Source organism: Salinicola sp. CR57 (genome assembly GCF_003206585.1).
Lineage (GTDB): Bacteria > Pseudomonadota > Gammaproteobacteria > Pseudomonadales > Halomonadaceae > Salinicola > Salinicola lusitanus.
Map to the genome: position 1 here is coordinate 36,864 of NZ_PZJL01000004.1, position 16,800 is coordinate 53,663.

Here is a 16,800-nt window from a genome sequence, read left to right on the forward strand (position 1 = left end):
ATACGCTCGTAGCTCGTAGCTCGTAGCTCGTAGCTCGTAGCTCGTAGCTCGTAGCTCGTAGCTCGTAGCTAGAGACCTTGCTTCAAACTCGCTTCGATGAACTGGTCCAGATCGCCATCGAGCACCTTGTCGCAGTTGCTGCTCTGCACGCCGGTGCGCAGGTCCTTGATCCGCTGGTCATCCAGGACGTAGGAGCGAATCTGGCTGCCCCAGCCGATGTCGGCCTTGCTCTCCTCGGCCTGCTGCTTGGCGGCGTTGCGCTTCTGCATCTCGTGCTCCCACAGCTTCGCCTTGAGCTGTTTCATGGCAAAGTCGCGGTTGGCGTGCTGGCTGCGCTGGCTCTGGCAGGCCACCACGATACCCGTCGGCTCGTGGGTGATTCGCACCGCCGAATCGGTGGTGTTGACGTGCTGGCCGCCGGCGCCGGAGGAGCGATAGGTGTCGGTGCGCAGATCGGCCGGGTTGATCTCGACCTCGAAGCTGTCATCCACCTCCGGAGAGAGGAACACCGACGCGAAAGAGGTGTGCCGCCGGCCGCCGGAGTCGAACGGACTCTTGCGAACCAGCCGATGGACACCGGTCTCGGTCCTGAGCCAGCCGAACGCGTACTCGCCCTGGACGTGGATGGTGGCGGACTTGATGCCCGCGACCTCGCCGGCGGAGACTTCGGTCAGCTCGGCCTTGAAGCCGTGGTGCTCGGCCCAGCGCAGGTACATGCGCAGCAGCATGTTGGCCCAGTCCTGCGCCTCGGTGCCGCCGGAGCCAGCCTGGATGTCGAGATAGGCGTTGTTCTCGTCCATCTCGCCGGAGAACATGCGCCGGAACTCCAGCTTGTCGAGCTGTCCCTCGAGATACGACAGTTCCTTGCGAACCTCATCGATCGTGGCGTCGTCCTCTTCCATCACCGCCAGCTCGAGCAGCTCGCGGTTGTCGGCCAGGCCACTGTCGAGGGTGTCGATGGTCTCGACCACGGCTTCCAGCGACGCCCGCTCCTTGCCCAGTTTCTGGGCATAGTCGGGATCGTTCCAGACGTCCGGGTTTTCCAGCTCTCGGGAGACTTCTTCTAGCCGGTCTTTCTTCTCGGCATAGTCAAAGATACCCCCTCAGGACGTCTGTCCGTTCGGACAGGTCCTTGATGAGGTTATTGATCGGATTGATCTCTTGCATGGGGCTCCTGCCAACGTCGCCACCGACGCGTCGAACCTTCCCGGAACACGGGGGTGGTCGACTCGTCGAAAAAAGGACGCCTATTGTAGCCAAACCCCGGCATAGCGTCATCCCGCCGTCGACCGTCTCACGCTGTGCGAATCGAGACGATGCGCTAAGGTGGAAAGAATAAAAACTTGATCATCCATTACCGTTCGAGGGATCCCACTTTGATATCACCGACTCGCCTGGCAGCCGCCATCGGTTTCGCAGCCACCCTGAGCGCCCTGCCCATCCAGGCAGCCACACTGCACATGGGCATCTCCGGCGATCCCGCGTCGCTGAGCCCGGCCAAGATCACCGGTGGAGTGTGGGAAGAGGATGTGCTGCGGGACATCTTCGAGGGCCCGATCGCCATCGATGCCGATGGCCAGATCATCCCCGGCGCCGCCGAAAGCTGGGAGATCTCCGACGATGGCAAGACCTACACCTTTCATCTGCGCGATGGCCTCGAATGGTCCGACGGCGAGCCGCTGACCGCCGACGACTTCGTCTACGCCTACCGTCACCAGGTCGATCCCAAGACCGCTTCCAACTACGCCCACCGCCTCTATCCGGTGGTCAATGCCCAGGCGATCAACGCTGGCAGCAAGCCGCTCGATTCGCTGGGCGTCGAATCCCTGGACGACGGCAAGACGCTCAAGATCACCCTCAACGCTCCCACCGTCTATTTCCTCAAGACACTGGTGCTGCCGTTCGCCTACCCGATCCCCAAGCATGTGGTGGATGAGTTCGGCGACGACTGGAGCGACCCCTCCCACATCGCGGTCAACGGCGCGTTCAAGCCGGTGAAGTGGGTCTCCAACACCGAGCTCGAGACGGTCAAGAACGATCATTTCCATGATGCCGACAACGTCAGCCTGGACGGCGTCGACTACTACCCGCTGGAGGACAAGAACGCCGGCATCCAGCGCTTTCGTGCCGGCGAGCTGGATATCCTGCGTGACTATCCGGCGGCGCAGTATCCGCGCCTCTCCGAAAACCTGCCCGATGCCACCCACCTGTTTCCGTCGCTGGGCACCTACTACTACGTATTCAACCTGCGCGACGGCTCGCCGGTGGCGGACAAGCGCGTCCGCGAGGCGCTGAGCCTGGCGATTCGCCGCGACGTCATTGCCGGCCAGTTGCTGAAAGGCGGCGTCGAGCCGGCCACCTCGCTGGTACCGCCGGGAACCAGCGACTACGAGGCCCAGTCCCAGCCCGGGCTCGATGACGACATGGATAGCCGTCTGGCCAAGGCCAAATCGCTGATGAAAGAGGCCGGCTACGGCCCGGACAAGCCCCTCGAGCTGACCCTGCGGTTCAACAGTGGCGACGAACACCGTCAGATCGCCGTCGCCGTCGCCGCAATGTGGAAGCCGTTGGGCGTCGATGTCGAACTCAGAAACACCGAAGCCAACGTCCACTACGCCGACCTGATGGAGGGCGATTTCCAGGTTGCCCGCGCCGCCTGGATCTCCAGCTACGACGACGCCCAGAACTTCCTCCAGCTGCTGTCGGCGGAGACCAACAATTACGGCGCTTATCAGAACGACGACTACAACCAACTAGTCAGCCAGTCGGACGCCGAGCAGGACCCGGGCAAGCGGGCGCAGCTGATGCAGCAGGCCGAGGCACTGGCGCTGGCCGACTATCCGCTGACGCCGATCTACACCTACAGCTCGCGCAATCTGGTCAATCCCGAAATCGAGGGATGGAACGACAACGCGCTGGACATGCACGCCTCGCGCTGGATCGAGCTGCCGGAGTGACTAGACCAACGTCTAACTGTAACCAGAATCACAGCGGAGGCGGCGCCACTGCCGCCTTCGCGCACCTGTATGCATGAGATGAAACGGACTATCGAGCATTTGAATTAGACGGATCATGAGGTTCGCGCGAAGGTGTCGCATCGATCCTCGGGATGGCCATAAGCCGGTTCACTGATGGCCCGCTCGTGGCAATCGTTCTACAGCGAGCCTTTCACAACGGATTTTCACAACAACAAGTCGGAGCTTTTCAAAGATGTCGAAGCTGCAACTCCCCCGCACCCTGTTTCCCCTGAGTACCCTGGCGCTGGCCACCTCGCTAATGGCCTCGCCGGTGCTGGCCGAGACCCTCAGTATCGGTGTCCAGGGCGAGCTCGCCTCTTTCGATACCTCCCAGGTCTCCGGCGGCGTGTGGGAATCCCAGGTGCTGATGGACGTCTATGAGGGCCTTATAAAGCAGTCTCCCGATGGTGAGTTGCTGCCGGGCATGGCAACGAAGTGGGAGGTCTCCGACGACGGCAAGACCTATACCTTCCACATGCGGGAAGATGCGAAGTGGTCCGACGGCGAGCCGGTCACCGCCGAGGATTTCGTGTTCGGCTGGCAGCATCTGCTGGCGCCGGAGAACGCCTCCAAGTACGCCTACATGCTCTATCCGATCGTCAACGCAGAGGCGATCAACACCGGCGACAAGGCCGCCGACACGCTGGGGGCGAAATCTCTCGATGACGGCAAGACGCTCAAGGTCACCCTCAACCACCCAACGCCCTATTTTCTACAACTGCTGACCCACTACACGGCCTATCCAACGCCCAAGCATCTGGTCGACGAATACGGCAAAGACTGGGTCAAGCTGGACCATATCGCCACCAACGGCGCGTTCAAGCCGGTGGACTGGATCTCGCAGTCGAAGATCAGCGTCGAGAAGAGCCCGACCTACTACGATGCCGACGATGTCTCACTGGATGGCGTCAACTACTTCACCGTCGAAGATCGCAACGCCGGCATCTCGCGCTTCCGCGCCGGGGAGCTGGACGTGTTGAGCGACTACCCGTCCAGCCGTTACCAGTGGCTGAGCGAGAACCTCCCCGACGCCACCCATATGAGCCCGATGCTGGGTTCCTACTACTACGTGCTCAACCAGCGTGACGGGCACCCGACTAACGACAAGCGGGTACGCGAGGCGCTCAATCTGGCGATTCGTCGCAACGTGCTCTCCGAGCAGATCATGGCTGGCAGCTTCAAGGCTTCCACCGCCATGGTTCCGCCGGGTACCAGTCACTACGAAGCCCAGCATATGGACCTCGGCAGCGACGATATGAACGCGCGCATGGCCAAGGCCAAGGAGCTGCTGCAGGAAGCGGGCTATGGCCCCGATCATCCGTTGAATCTGCGCCTGCGCTACAACACCAGCGACGAGCACAAGAAGATCGCCATCGCCGTGGCCGCGATGTGGAAGCCGCTGGGCGTCAACGTGCAGATGATCAACTCCGAAGCCACCGTCCACTACCAGACCATCCAGCAGGGGGATTTCGACGTCGCCCGGGCCGGCTGGATCGCCGACTACAACGATGCCGAGAACTTTCTCACCCTGCTGCACACCGGTGTGGGCAACAACTACGGCGCCTACTCCAACCCGGAGTACGACAAGCTGATGGATCAGGCTGCCCAGACCCAGGATCTGGATGCCCGCGAGAAGCTGCTCGAAAAGGCGGAGAACGTGGCGCTGGACGACTACGCGTTCATCCCCCTGCTGACCTACGTCACCCGCAACCTGGTGAATCCGAAGCTCGAGGGCTGGGAAGACAACGTCGAGGACGATCATCCGTCCCGCTGGGTTCACTTCACCGAGTAACGGCTTGAGCTGTCTTGCGGGGGCGCCGACATGAGTCATCCAGGAGCATCGACATGACTTGTGTCGCCGTCGCCGTGGCGGGATTGTGGACCTCCCCCGAAGCGCCCCGGGCCATCGACGCCCCGGCGTTGGGTAACCCGGCACTGCTCGAACGCTGGCTCTCCCGGCTGGACGACGAGACCCGTCTGGCGCTGTGCAAGGAGAAGCGGCTCGCCACTCAGGTGCTGCTGGACACGCCGGTCGAGATACTCGAGCGCCATCGTGATGGCCACGGCAACGACTGGTGTCGCGTCGTGGTCCCGAGCCAGCGGTCCTCGTTGGACGAGCGCGGCTACCCCGGCTGGATACCGGCGGCGCAGCTCGTCGAGGCAGAGGGCTGCCCGGCCGATGCCGAGTCGGTGGTGGTGATGGCTCCCATCGCCTGGCTGCAGGGTCTATCCCAGGGACGCTCGCTGAAACTGAGCTTTCTGACTCGGCTGAAGCTGGCCGACCCAGTGACGGAAGCCGCTGACCGGAAAGCTTCCCGCATCTGGGTGGAGACGTCGCTGGGACGCGGCTGGCTGCCACGCGACAGTGTCCAGTTGCCAGGCGAGAGCCTGCCGGCGACTGCCGCGACGCTGGAAACGCTGGGGCGGCGCTTCGACGGTCTGCGCTATCTCTGGGCCGGCAACTCGAGCTTCGGCTACGACTGCTCGGGGCTCGTTCACAGCCTGTTCGCCGCCATCGGCATTCGTCTACCTCGGGACGCCCACGACCAGGTCGAGACAGGGCTTCCGGTGGCGCCGGACGAGCGCCAGGCGGGCGATCTGCTGTTCTTCGAGAAGCCCAACGACGCGGGCCGGCTGGTAGTCGATCACGTGGCGCTCTATCTCGGCGATGACCGCATGCTGCACGCGCCGACCAACAATGCCCGAATCGAATGTCGCCGACTTTCGGGCAGTCGCTACGAAACGCAGCTCTGTGCCGTGCGTCGCTATCTCGACCAGAGTGATCCGGGAACGGCGATTCCAGCGGGAACTATTCCAGCAGGAACCTGAAGACTTAAGATCGAGACGGGGTCGCCAGAACCGGCGAATGCGCCAGCAGCCCCGGCCATAACAAACGCTCAACAACGGATGGACTCGATCATGCGTAAACAGCCCCACCAAAGCGCGCGCCGACGATTCGTTCGGCTCGGCCTCCCCTTGCTGATGGCCGCGAGCCTGATCGCGTCGGGGGGCGTCGCCACCGCCCAGGCCGCGACGCTGAGTATCGGCATCCAGGGTGAGCCGGCGTCACTGGATGCCGCCCGGATCGGGGGTACCACCTGGGAGAACGACGTCCTCGGCGATCTGTTCGAGGGCCTGGTCACCCTGGACCCCGCCGGCGAGTACATCCCCGGCGCCGCCAGCGGTTGGGACGTCAGCGACGACGGTACCGTCTACACCTTCGAGCTGCGCGACAACGCCAACTGGTCGGACGGTGAACCCGTGGTCGCCAAGGACTTCGTGCTCGCCTTCCAACGCCTGTTCGATCCGGCCAACGGCGCCGTCTACGCCAGCCTGTTCTATCCGATTCGCGGCGCCGAAGTTCATACCAAGGGCGAGCAGGACGCCCCCGAACTCGGTATCGAATCGGTCGATGCCAAGACCTTGAAGATCACCCTGAGCCAGCCGACGCCCTACTTTCCGACGCTGCTGGCGCATATCGCCGCGTCTCCGGTGCCTTCGCACCTGGTCGAGCGCTTCGGCAACGACTGGACCCAGATGGATCATATCGCGACCAACGGCGCCTTCACCCCGACAAGCTGGACCTCCCACGATCACATCGCGGCGCGCAAGAACCCCGAATTCCACGACGCCGACGACGTCGCCCTCGATGGGGTCGACTACTATCCGGTCGAGGATCGCAGCGCCGGCCTGCAACGCTTCCGCGCCGGCGGTCTCGACATCGTTCGTGATTTCTCGCCGGACCGCTACCAGTGGCTGCAGGAGAACCTCCCCGACGCCGTTCACCTCGCCCCGCAGCTGGCCAATTACTACTTCGCGCTCAACCAGCGCGATGGCCATCCGACGGCCGACAAGCGCGTGCGCGAAGCGCTCAATCTGGCAATCCGCCGCGACGTGATCGCCGACAAGATCATGGGCGGTGTCGTCTCCCCGGCCAGCGGTTTCGTCCCAGGCGGCGTCAGCCACTACGACGCCCAGACCATGCCAGGCCTGGATCGGCCGATGGATGAGCGGATTGCCGAGGCCAGGAGCCTGCTCGAAGACGCCGGCTACGGCCCGGACCATCCCCTGGAATTGACGCTGCGCTACTCCACCACCGAGGCCAACAAGCGCATCGCCGTGGCGCTGGCCGCGATGTGGCAGCCGCTCGGGGTCGAGACGCAACTGATCAACGCCGAGGGCGCGGTGCACTACGCCGAGCTCGCCAACGGCAACTTCGACGTCGGCCGCGGCAGTTGGGTCGCGGACTTCGACGACGCCAGCAATTTCCTCGGCATCCTGCAGAGCGACTCGCCCAAGAACTACGGCGGCTATCGCAGCCAGGCGTTCGACGATCTGATGGCCAAAGCCAGCCGCGAGACCGACGAAGACGCTCGCCAGCAGTTGCTGCAGCAGGCGGAGCGGCAGGCGCTGTCCGACTATGCGGTGGCACCGATCTACGTCGACGTCTCGCGCAACCTGGTCAACCCCAAGCTGAATGGCTGGGAAGACAACGCGCTCAATCGGCACCTTTCTCGGTGGCTTTCGCTAGCGTCGGACTGACAAACGACAATTCGAATCACCAATGCCGCCGTGTCATCGATTCGCAGCGACCGGCGGCCAAGGGACGCATTACCAGATGATTTCGAAACCCTACAGCAAGATCTCGCGGCATCTGCTTGCCACGCTGGGCGGCATCACACTGACGGCATTCGCCATCCCAGCGCAGGCCTTCAGCGTCAATATCGCCAACGGTGCCGAGCCGGGCACCCTCGATCCGCAGAAGACCAGCGGCACCTGGGAGACACGCATTACCCGCGCGCTGTTCGAGGGCCTGGTCACCTATGCCAAGGATGGCAGCCTGGTCCCGGGGCTGGCCGATCGTTGGGAAGTCGGCGACGATGGCAAGACCTACACCTTCCATCTGCGCGACGCCGAGTGGTCCGACGGCGAACCGATCACTGCCGAGGACGCCGTCTTCGCCCTGCGTCGCGTGCTCGATCCGGCGATCGCCAACCAGAACGCCAATCTCTACTACCCCATCGTCAACGCCCGGGCGATCAATGCTGGTGACGAGAGCGCCGACGCCCTTGGGGTCGAAGCGGTCGATTCGCATACCCTACGCATCCGATTGACCCAGCCCACCGCCTGGTTCCTGCAGGCGCTGGCGATGACCGAAGCGGCGCCGCTTCCCGAACACGTCATCGCCAACGAAGCAGGCTGGGTGCAGCCGGGCAACACCGTTTCCAGCGGCGCCTTCACCCTGGATGAGTGGCAGCCGCAGTCGCGCATCGTGGTGGAGAAGAATCCGCATTTCCATGCCGCCGACAGCGTCGCCGTGGACAAGGTCACCTTCTACCCCATCGACGATGCCGGCTCGGCCCTCAACCGTTTCCGCACCGGCGAGATGGATATCGCCTACTCCAGCGTGCCGTCGTCGCGCTTTGCCTGGGCGCGGGAGAACCTCGGCGACGCGCTGAGAGTCGGCCCGCTGACGGCGGAATATTTCTACATGTTCAACCTCCACGACGGCCAGCCGCTGGCGGATAAGCGCGTTCGCGAAGCCCTCAATCTGGCCGTCCGGCGCGACGTCATCACCGACCAGATTCTCGGCCAGGGCCAGACTCCCTCGTTCTGGTACGTACCGCGCAACACCGCCAACGCGCCGCAGGGGGAGCTGGATTTCGCCGACATGCCCATGGAACAGCGCCTGGCACGCGCCAAGGAGCTGATGCAGGAAGCGGGCTATGGGCCCGACCATCCACTGCACCTGCGGCTCAACTACAACACCCTGGAAGATCACAAGAAGATCGCGGTGGCGGTGGCCGCGATGTGGAAGCCGCTGGGCGTGCAGGTCGAGCTGATCAACTCCGAGGCGGCCGTCCACTACGCCACCATCCGCGAAGGCAATTTCGAGGTGGCGCGCTACGGCATGGTGGCGACCATCAACGACCCGTTCGATTTCCTCAATGCCTATGCCGACAACGGCTCGGCAAGCCGGAGCAGCGGCTACCACGACGCGACCTACGACGCGCTCGTCGCCGAGAGCACCGGCGAACTCGACGCCGAGAAGCGTCGCCAATTGATGACGCAGGCCCAACAGCGGCTACTGGACGACTATGCGCTGCTGCCACTCTACGACTATGTCTCCGTTCACCTGGTATCGCCCGACCTCCAGGGCTGGGAGAGCAACCCGATGGACGTTCACCCGCTGCGCTATCTCCAGGAGCGCGAGCAATGATTCTCTCGAAGACGCCGCCACGTTCAGGCTCAGGTGACTCCGCATGCTGATCTACACCCTCAAGCGCCTGCTGCAGGCGATTCCCACGCTGCTGATCGTGATCACGATCTCGTTCTTCCTGATGCGTGTGGCGCCCGGCGGCCCATTCGACGGCGAACGCCAGCTCCCGCCGGAGATCGAAGCCAACCTGATGGCCGCCTACCATCTCGATGAACCGTTGCCGATGCAGTACCTGCGCTACATGGGCAATCTGCTCCAGGGCGATTTCGGGCCGTCGTTCAAGTACAAGGACTTCTCGGTCACCGAGCTGATCATGCAGGGCTTTCCAGTCAGCCTGGAGATCGGCGGCCTGGCGATACTGCTGGCGCTGATGATCGGGCTACCGCTGGGGATCGCGGCGGCGATCAAGCGCAACTCCACCGTGGATTACCTGGTCATGGGCACCGCGCTGACCGGTATCGCCGTTCCCAACTTCGTGATCGCGCCGATCTTCGCCCTGGTGTTCGGCGTGCTGCTGGGCTGGCTGCCGGCCGGGGGCTGGAACGGTGGCGCCCTGCCCAACCTGGTCCTGCCGGTGGTGGCGCTGTCGATCCAGCAGATCGCCTATATCGCGCGGATGATGCGCGCCAGCATGATCGAGGTACTGGGCAGCCACTTCATTCGCACCGCGCGGGCCAAGGGTCTCAACGAGGGTGAAGTGATCTGGCGCCACGCGATTCGCCCTGCCCTGCTGCCGGTGATGTCCTACCTCGGCCCGGCCATCGCCGGGATCATCACCGGTTCGGTGGTGATCGAGCAGATCTTCGGCATCCCGGGGATCGGCCGCTACTTCGTCCAGGGCGCGCTCAACCGCGACTACACCCTGGTGATGGGCACCGTGGTCTTCTACGGCGTGCTGATCGTACTGATGAACCTGATCGTCGACCTGCTCTACTCCGCACTCGATCCCCAAATTCGCTACGACGACTGACTCATGAACAATGACCACCTCATGAAAAACGACCGAGCCTCGACTCCATTCATTCGTGTCACCGGGGAGGCCGCCAATGACGTCTGATTCCAAGCCCTACAGCGGAGAACAGCGGGATGGCGCTCCGCTGCCCGCCGGCGGCCCCAACCCACCCCGCGCTCCAGAACCGGAAGCCGCCGCGGCCCCCGTGGGTGAAAGCCTGGCCAAGGATGCCTGGCGGCGGCTTACCCAGAACCGTGCTGCCATGGCCAGTCTGGGCCTGCTGATCGCCATCATCGTGGTCTGCGTCGTCGGTCCGTGGCTACTGCCCTGGGGGCTGGCCGAGGTCGACTGGAACGCCTTCGGCACCGGTCCGACGCTGGAAGGCGCCCACTATCTGGGCACCGACGCCAACGGCCGAGACCTGCTCACCCGCGTGCTCTATGGCGGCCGCGTCTCACTCTCGGTGGCGCTGGTCGCCTCCTTCGTCAGCCTGGTGATCGGTGTGCTCTACGGCGCCATCTCGGGCTATCTGGGCGGCCGCGTCGACAACTACATGATGCGCTTCGTCGACATCATGTACTCGCTGCCGTTCATGTTCCTGGTGATCCTGTTGATGGTGGTGTTCGGTCGCAACATCTTCCTGATCTACGCCGCCATTGGCGCGGTCGAGTGGCTCGACATGGCCCGTATCGTGCGCGGGCAGACCCTGGCGCTGAAGCGTCGCGAATTCATCGAAGCCGCCCATGCACTCGGTGTGCGGGATACCAAGATCGTCACCCGCCACCTGATTCCCAACGCCATTGGCCCGGTGATCATCTACGTCACCCTCACCGTGCCAAAGGTGATCCTGCTGGAGAGCTTCCTGTCGTTCCTGGGGCTCGGGGTGCAGGAGCCGCTGACCAGTTGGGGCGTGCTGATCTCCGAAGGCGTCGACATGATGGAGAGTGCCCCCTGGATGCTGCTGGTGCCGTCGTTCTTCCTCGCCGCCACGCTGTTTTGTCTCAACTTCCTGGGCGATGGGTTGCGTGATGCCCTCGACCCGCGCACACGCTGAGGATGACTCGATGACGCAATCACTACTGGAAATCGACAAGCTCAGCGTGACGTTTCAGCTGCCTACCGGCCCCGTGACGGCGGTCAAGGAGGTCAGCTTCGCCATTGCCGAGGGTGAGACCATGGCACTCGTCGGCGAGTCCGGTTCCGGCAAGTCGGTCACCTCCACCGCCGCCATGCGCCTGCTGCCGGAGCTCGCCGAGACCACCGGCGCGATACGCTTCAACGGCGAGAACCTGCTGGAGGTCACGCCCAAGCGCATGCGCCGCGTGCGCGGCAACGACATCTCGATGATCTTCCAGGAGCCGATGACCTCGCTCAATCCGCTGCACCGGATCGGCAAGCAGATCGGTGAAGTGCTGATCCGGCACAAGCAGCTCAAGGGCCAGGCCAATCGGCAGCGCGTCCTGGAACTGTTGAATCAGGTCGGTATCCCCGAACCGGAACGCCGGATCGACAGCTATCCCTACGAGCTCTCCGGCGGCCAGCGCCAGCGCGTGATGATCGCCATGGCGCTGGCCTGCGAACCCAGACTGCTGATCGCCGATGAGCCGACCACGGCACTCGACGTCACCGTGCAGGCGCAGATCCTCGATCTGCTCAAGTCGCTGCAGGCCGAATACGGCATGGCAATTCTGTTCATCACCCACGACCTGAGCATCGTTCGCCACTTCGCCGATCACGTCGCGGTGATGCGGTATGGCGAAGTGGTCGAAACCGGCCGCACGCTGGAGGTCTTCGACAATCCTCGGCACGACTATACCCGCATGCTGCTCGACGCGATTCCGCGCGGGCGCAAGGAGCCTGCCCCGGCAGACGCACCGGTGCTGATGAGCGGGCGCGATATCAAGGTTCGCTTCGCACTGAAGAAGCGCCTGTTCGGCAAGAGCGAATACTTCGAGGCGGTACGCGGGATCGATCTCTCCATCCGCCGTGGCGAGACCCTGGGTATCGTCGGCGAATCCGGCTCGGGCAAGTCGACGCTAGGCCGCGCCTTGCTGCGACTGCTGAAGTCCGAAGGCGACATCCGCTTCGAGGAGAGTGACATCTCCGGGCTCGACAAGTCCGGCATGCGTCCGCTGCGCTCGCGCCTGCAGGTGGTGTTCCAGGACCCCTTCGGCTCGCTCTCCCCGCGCATGACCGTGGGCGACATCATCAGTGAAGGTCTCAAGGTTCATCATCCCGAGTTGAATCGCCGTCAACGCGAGGCCGAGGTCATCGCCGCGCTGGAAGAGGTCGCCCTCGATCCGGCCATGCGCAACCGCTACCCGCATGAGTTCTCCGGCGGCCAGCGCCAGCGGATCGCCATTGCCCGCGCGCTGATCCTGAAACCCGAGCTGCTGCTGCTCGACGAACCGACTTCGGCGCTCGACCGCTCGGTCCAGGTCCGGGTCATCGACCTGCTGCGAGACCTGCAGAAGAAACACGGCCTGACCTACCTGTTCATCAGCCACGACCTCTCGGTGGTTCGCGCACTCTCCGACGACGTGATGGTGATGAAGGAAGGGCGCGTCATCGAACACGGCTCGGTGGAATCGATCTTCTCGAATCCTCGAGAACCCTATACCCAGGCGCTGCTGAAGGCAGCATTTCTGGAGAGCGAAGTCGCTTAACGCCTTTCTCTTCCAATAACAACAGAATTTGGCCGCGGATGCTCCAATCGCACCCGCTTGGGGTATCTGCGGCCAAAAAACGGGGTTTATACCCCAAAACCCACTCCTGAAAGGGAGCCAAAGATGTTCTTGAGTACAAAGTCCATAACAACGGGACTCTTTTCCGTCACTGCACTAGTGGCATTGGCAGGTTGCCAGAACTACACACCGGCAGGTGACGGTACCGGCAGTTTCGAGCGTGGCAAGCTGGAGATGAGCGCGCCACCCGAGCTGGTCGACAGATTCCACTCTCTGGACAGCGACGGCGATGGCGTCATCGATGTCAGCGAAGCGCGCTCGGATTCCGATCTAATGGGGGCCTTCGGCACCGCCGATGTCGATAGCGATCGCCAGCTTTCGCTGGAAGAGTTTCTGGACAGCCAGGCCGTCAACAACAACTGATCGCTGGCGCGACCGGTGTCATCCAAGCAGTGACCGCACTCTCGAAAATGAGTGAACACTCTTTATAAAAACAGTTAGCAAGAGTCATCATGATGAATAAAACAGTTGTGGCGACCTTCGTCGCTACCGGGATCCTTTTGGCCAGCCAATCCGCACTGGCCGTAACGCTTTACGAAACGACCCAGGACAAACTCACGGTCAGCGGCCGCATCGCGGCAGGAAGCAGTTTCGTCGACGACGTACATGACGATCACGATCCGAAAAATGCCGGATCGCGCATTCGTCTGATTCACGAACACAACTTCCAGGGCGGCTGGTCATCGATCGCCCGCGCGGAGTGGGGCTTCGACCCGTTCTTCGAGGACGGCACCGACAACCATTACAAGCGCCTGCTCTACGCCGGTGTCAGTCACGATGACTACGGCACCATCCTGATCGGCAAGCAGTACTCGTTATGGTACGACATGGTCGCCTACTGGACCGACTGGTTCTGGTACAACGGGGCAACGGCTCAGGGCAGTTTCAACGGCGCTTCCAGCGATGGCGGCTTCGACGGCAACGGACGCCCCGACAACGCCATCTCCTACAAGAACAACTGGGGTGACTGGACACTCGGGTTGCTCTATCAAACCTCCCGGGACGACGTCCCCAACTCGGTAGGCTACAGCGGCAATCTCACCGGTCTGGATCGCAAGTACACGGCGCAGGGCGCGGCGGTCTATCAACCGACCGACGAGTGGTCGTTCGGCTTCACCTACACCCACAGCAATATCGACGGCGAGCTGAGCGGCGGTGGCAAGACGGACGAGAGTGTCGATGCCGGCCTGCTCGCGGCGCGCTGGACGCCGGGCAACTGGTACTTTGCATTGACCGCGGGCGAATACCATAACCTGGTACGCGACGGAGATTTCAGCGGGGTCGAGAGCGGCGACGGCATCGTCGACGAAGCGCGCGGTTACGAAGGCGTCGCACTCTACAACGTCAAGGAATCGGTCCCCGGTACGGTCCAGCTCTACACAGGCCTCAACCGGCTGGAGGATCGCGACTCCGACGCTCGTAACGCGTTCTATCTCGCGGGGGCGGCGTGGCTGCTTTTCGACGACAATTTGATTCTCGCCGTCGAGCGCAAATTCGACGATTCGAGAAACGTCGACGACAGCGACTACGGTAATGATGAGACCGATCTGCTGGTGCGCTACAACTTCTAACCACATCTGGAGCAAAGAGACGTGAATGCGTCTTGTCAAAGAGGTTTCTTCGATCGGTTGCCGCTACTCTGTGTAGCGGCTTTTTTTATCCGTTCCAGTGACAGTTTTTTATCCGTCCTAGTAGCGGCTTTTTGTCAGCTCTACCCAACAGAGCGAGGGGTCATGACTCACAGACGCATCGTTTCCACCCTGACATCGGCGTGTGCCTTCGCCATCCTCACACTTGCCGGCACGACGGGTGCCAACGCCCTCGCCGGTGCACCGAACCACGCCCCCGCCATGGGTAAGTGGGGCGTCGACCTGAGCGCCCGCGACACCAGCGTCGCCCCTGGCGACGACTTCTACCACTACGTCAACGGCGGCTGGCTGGCACGCACGCCGATCCCGGCCGATCGCACCAACTACGGCGCCTTTACCGTGCTGGCCGACCAGGCCGAGCAGCAGGTGCGTGACATTCTCCGCCAGCTCGACGGTGCCAATACGCCGTCGAATTCACCCCAGCAGCGACTGGGCGATCTCTACCACGCCTGGATGGACGAGGGCGCCATCGAGGCCAAGGGCATCTCGCCGCTGATGCCGGACCTGACGCGCCTGGCGGGAATCGAGAGCAAGGCGGATCTGGCTCGGTTCAGCGCCGACCGTCGTCTCGGCGTGCCGACCATCGTGACGCCGGGCGTCGATATCGACGTCAAGGCGCCGGATCGCTACGCCGCCTATCTCTCGCAGATCCCGCTGATCCTGCCCACCCGGGACTACTACCTCGGTGACGATCCGCGCTTCGAGACGATTCGCCAGGCCTATCTCGGCTACATCGGCAGGCTGCTCACACTGGCGAGGCAGCCCCATCCCCGACAGAGCGCACAGCGCATTCTCGAACTGGAAACCGCCATGGCGGAGATCGAATGGGCGCCGGCGAAACAGCGGGATCGCGACCTGACCTACAATCCGCTGCCGTTGGATCGGCTCGACGACTATGCCCCCGGTTTTCCCTGGCAGGCATGGCTCTCGGCCAGCGGTCTTGCCGGTCAGCCCCAGGTCGTGCTCGCGGAGAATACCGCCATTCGCGGCCTGGCACGGCTCTACGACGAAACGCCGCTGTCGACGCTCAAGACCTATGCGACGTTTAGACTGCTGGATGCCAACAGCCCCTATCTCTCTAGTGACTTCAGCCAGGCGCATTTCGATTTCCACGGCCAGCGTCTCTCCGGCCAGCCGGAGCAGCGCGAACGCTGGAAGCGCGGCGTATCGCTGATCAACGATTTCCTGGGCCAGGCCGCTGGCAAGCTCTACGTCATGCTGCACTTCCCGCCCCAGGCCAAGCGCGAAATGGAGACGCTGGTCACCAATCTCGAAGACGCCTATCGCGATCGTCTGCAACACCAGGTGAGCTGGATGACCGACCGGACCCGTCAGCGAGCGCTGGAGAAGCTCGACGCCTTCACCGCCAAGATCGCCTATCCCGATCACTGGGAAACCTACGCCGGGATGACCATTCGTGCCGATGATCTCTACGGCGACATCGGTGCGGCACGCCAGTGGCACTGGCAGGACGATCTGGCCAAACTCGGCGGTCCGGTGGACCGGAACGAGTGGTTCATGAACCCGCAGACCGTCAACGCTTACTACGCTCCGTCACGCAACGAGATCGTGTTCCCCGCGGCAATCCTGCAACCACCCTTCTTCGATCCCAACGCCGACCCGGCGGTGAACTACGGCGGCATCGGGGCGGTGATCGGCCATGAGATGAGCCACGGTTTCGACGACCAGGGCCGCAAGTCGGACGGCACCGGCATGCTGACCGACTGGTGGACGCCCACCGACGCCGAGCATTTCGACCAACTGGCCGAGCGTCTCGGGCAGCAGTATGCGCAGTACCAACCGATACCGGGTTATTCACTCAATCCGCAGTTGACGATGGGGGAGAACATCGGCGACCTCGGAGGCGTGAACATCGCCCTGAGCGCCTATCACCGCTCGCTCGATGGCGAACCCGCTCCGATCATCGACGGCTTCACCGGCGACCAGCGCTTCTTCCTGGCCTGGGGCCAGGTCTGGCGGCGCCTGATGCGCGAGGAGGAGATGATCAATCGGGTCCAGAGCGATCCCCACTCGCCGTCGCAGTTCCGGGTCAACGGCATCGTGCGCAACATGGATACATGGTACGACGCCTTCGGTGTCGTGCCTGGCGACGACCTCTATCTGCCGCCCGAAAAGCGGGTGGTGATCTGGTAGGTTTCTCTGGAAAATTCCCACGCGCCTGAACGACGACCCCCGGCCTCATGGCCGGGGGTCGAAT

General features: G+C 63.1%; 12 protein-coding genes. 11 read left to right on the forward strand and 1 reads right to left on the reverse strand.

Features of this window, described 5'->3' with window-relative positions:
• Nucleotides 1-68: 68 nt before the first annotated feature.
• Nucleotides 69-1,167, reverse strand: a protein-coding gene (prfB, locus tag DOM56_RS04885; RefSeq protein ID WP_110707787.1) for a peptide chain release factor 2 whose coding sequence is annotated in 2 segments (ribosomal slippage) — nucleotides 69-1,091 and nucleotides 1,093-1,167 — 1,098 coding nt in all. Because the reading frame shifts where the segments join, the coding sequence is not laid out codon by codon here.
• 209 nt (nucleotides 1,168-1,376) lie between these two features.
• On the opposite strand from prfB, the gene DOM56_RS04890 reads away from it, so the two are divergent.
• The 11 genes from DOM56_RS04890 (at nucleotide 1,377) to DOM56_RS04940 (ending at nucleotide 16,736) form a co-directional block, all read left to right on the forward strand.
• Nucleotides 1,377-2,957 carry a peptide ABC transporter substrate-binding protein gene (locus tag DOM56_RS04890; protein ID WP_232822178.1) on the forward strand — a complete coding sequence of 527 codons (1,581 nt, stop codon included), beginning with the start codon at nucleotides 1,377-1,379 and terminating at the stop codon, nucleotides 2,955-2,957.
• Nucleotides 2,958-3,210: 253 nt separating this feature from the next.
• The gene (locus tag DOM56_RS04895) at nucleotides 3,211-4,809 is read left to right on the forward strand and encodes a peptide ABC transporter substrate-binding protein (RefSeq protein ID WP_110707788.1); all 1,599 of its coding nucleotides are present in this window, start codon (nucleotides 3,211-3,213) and stop codon (nucleotides 4,807-4,809) included.
• Between the two features lie 53 nt (nucleotides 4,810-4,862).
• The gene (locus tag DOM56_RS04900) at nucleotides 4,863-5,846 is read left to right on the forward strand and encodes a C40 family peptidase (RefSeq protein WP_110707789.1); all 984 of its coding nucleotides are present in this window, start codon (nucleotides 4,863-4,865) and stop codon (nucleotides 5,844-5,846) included.
• A 90-nt stretch (nucleotides 5,847-5,936) separates the two neighbouring features.
• Nucleotides 5,937-7,559, forward strand: a complete 1,623-nt coding sequence (locus DOM56_RS04905; protein ID WP_232822179.1) for a peptide ABC transporter substrate-binding protein — start codon at nucleotides 5,937-5,939, stop codon at nucleotides 7,557-7,559.
• 76 nt (nucleotides 7,560-7,635) lie between these two features.
• Entirely contained in the window at nucleotides 7,636-9,237 is a 1,602-nt protein-coding gene (locus tag DOM56_RS04910; RefSeq protein ID WP_110707791.1) for a peptide ABC transporter substrate-binding protein, read from the forward strand.
• Nucleotides 9,238-9,280: 43 nt separating this feature from the next.
• Complete coding sequence (gene oppB, locus DOM56_RS04915; protein ID WP_110707792.1) at nucleotides 9,281-10,207, forward strand: oligopeptide ABC transporter permease OppB; 927 nt, start codon at nucleotides 9,281-9,283, stop codon at nucleotides 10,205-10,207.
• A gap of 76 nt (nucleotides 10,208-10,283) precedes the next feature.
• Nucleotides 10,284-11,243 (forward strand): ABC transporter permease subunit, encoded by a 960-nt coding sequence (locus DOM56_RS04920; RefSeq protein WP_110707793.1) that lies wholly within the window; start codon nucleotides 10,284-10,286, stop codon nucleotides 11,241-11,243.
• 10 nt (nucleotides 11,244-11,253) lie between these two features.
• Nucleotides 11,254-12,855, forward strand: a complete 1,602-nt coding sequence (locus tag DOM56_RS04925) for an ABC transporter ATP-binding protein (protein WP_110707794.1) — start codon at nucleotides 11,254-11,256, stop codon at nucleotides 12,853-12,855.
• Between the two features lie 123 nt (nucleotides 12,856-12,978).
• A complete protein-coding gene (locus DOM56_RS04930; protein ID WP_157958168.1) occupies nucleotides 12,979-13,296 on the forward strand; it encodes an EF-hand domain-containing protein in 318 nt (105 codons plus the stop codon).
• A gap of 92 nt (nucleotides 13,297-13,388) precedes the next feature.
• Nucleotides 13,389-14,504 carry a porin gene (locus tag DOM56_RS04935; protein ID WP_232822180.1) on the forward strand — a complete coding sequence of 372 codons (1,116 nt, stop codon included), beginning with the start codon at nucleotides 13,389-13,391 and terminating at the stop codon, nucleotides 14,502-14,504.
• A gap of 162 nt (nucleotides 14,505-14,666) precedes the next feature.
• A complete protein-coding gene (locus tag DOM56_RS04940) occupies nucleotides 14,667-16,736 on the forward strand; it encodes a M13 family metallopeptidase (RefSeq protein WP_110707797.1) in 2,070 nt (689 codons plus the stop codon).
• The last annotated feature ends 64 nt before the right edge of the window (nucleotides 16,737-16,800 follow it).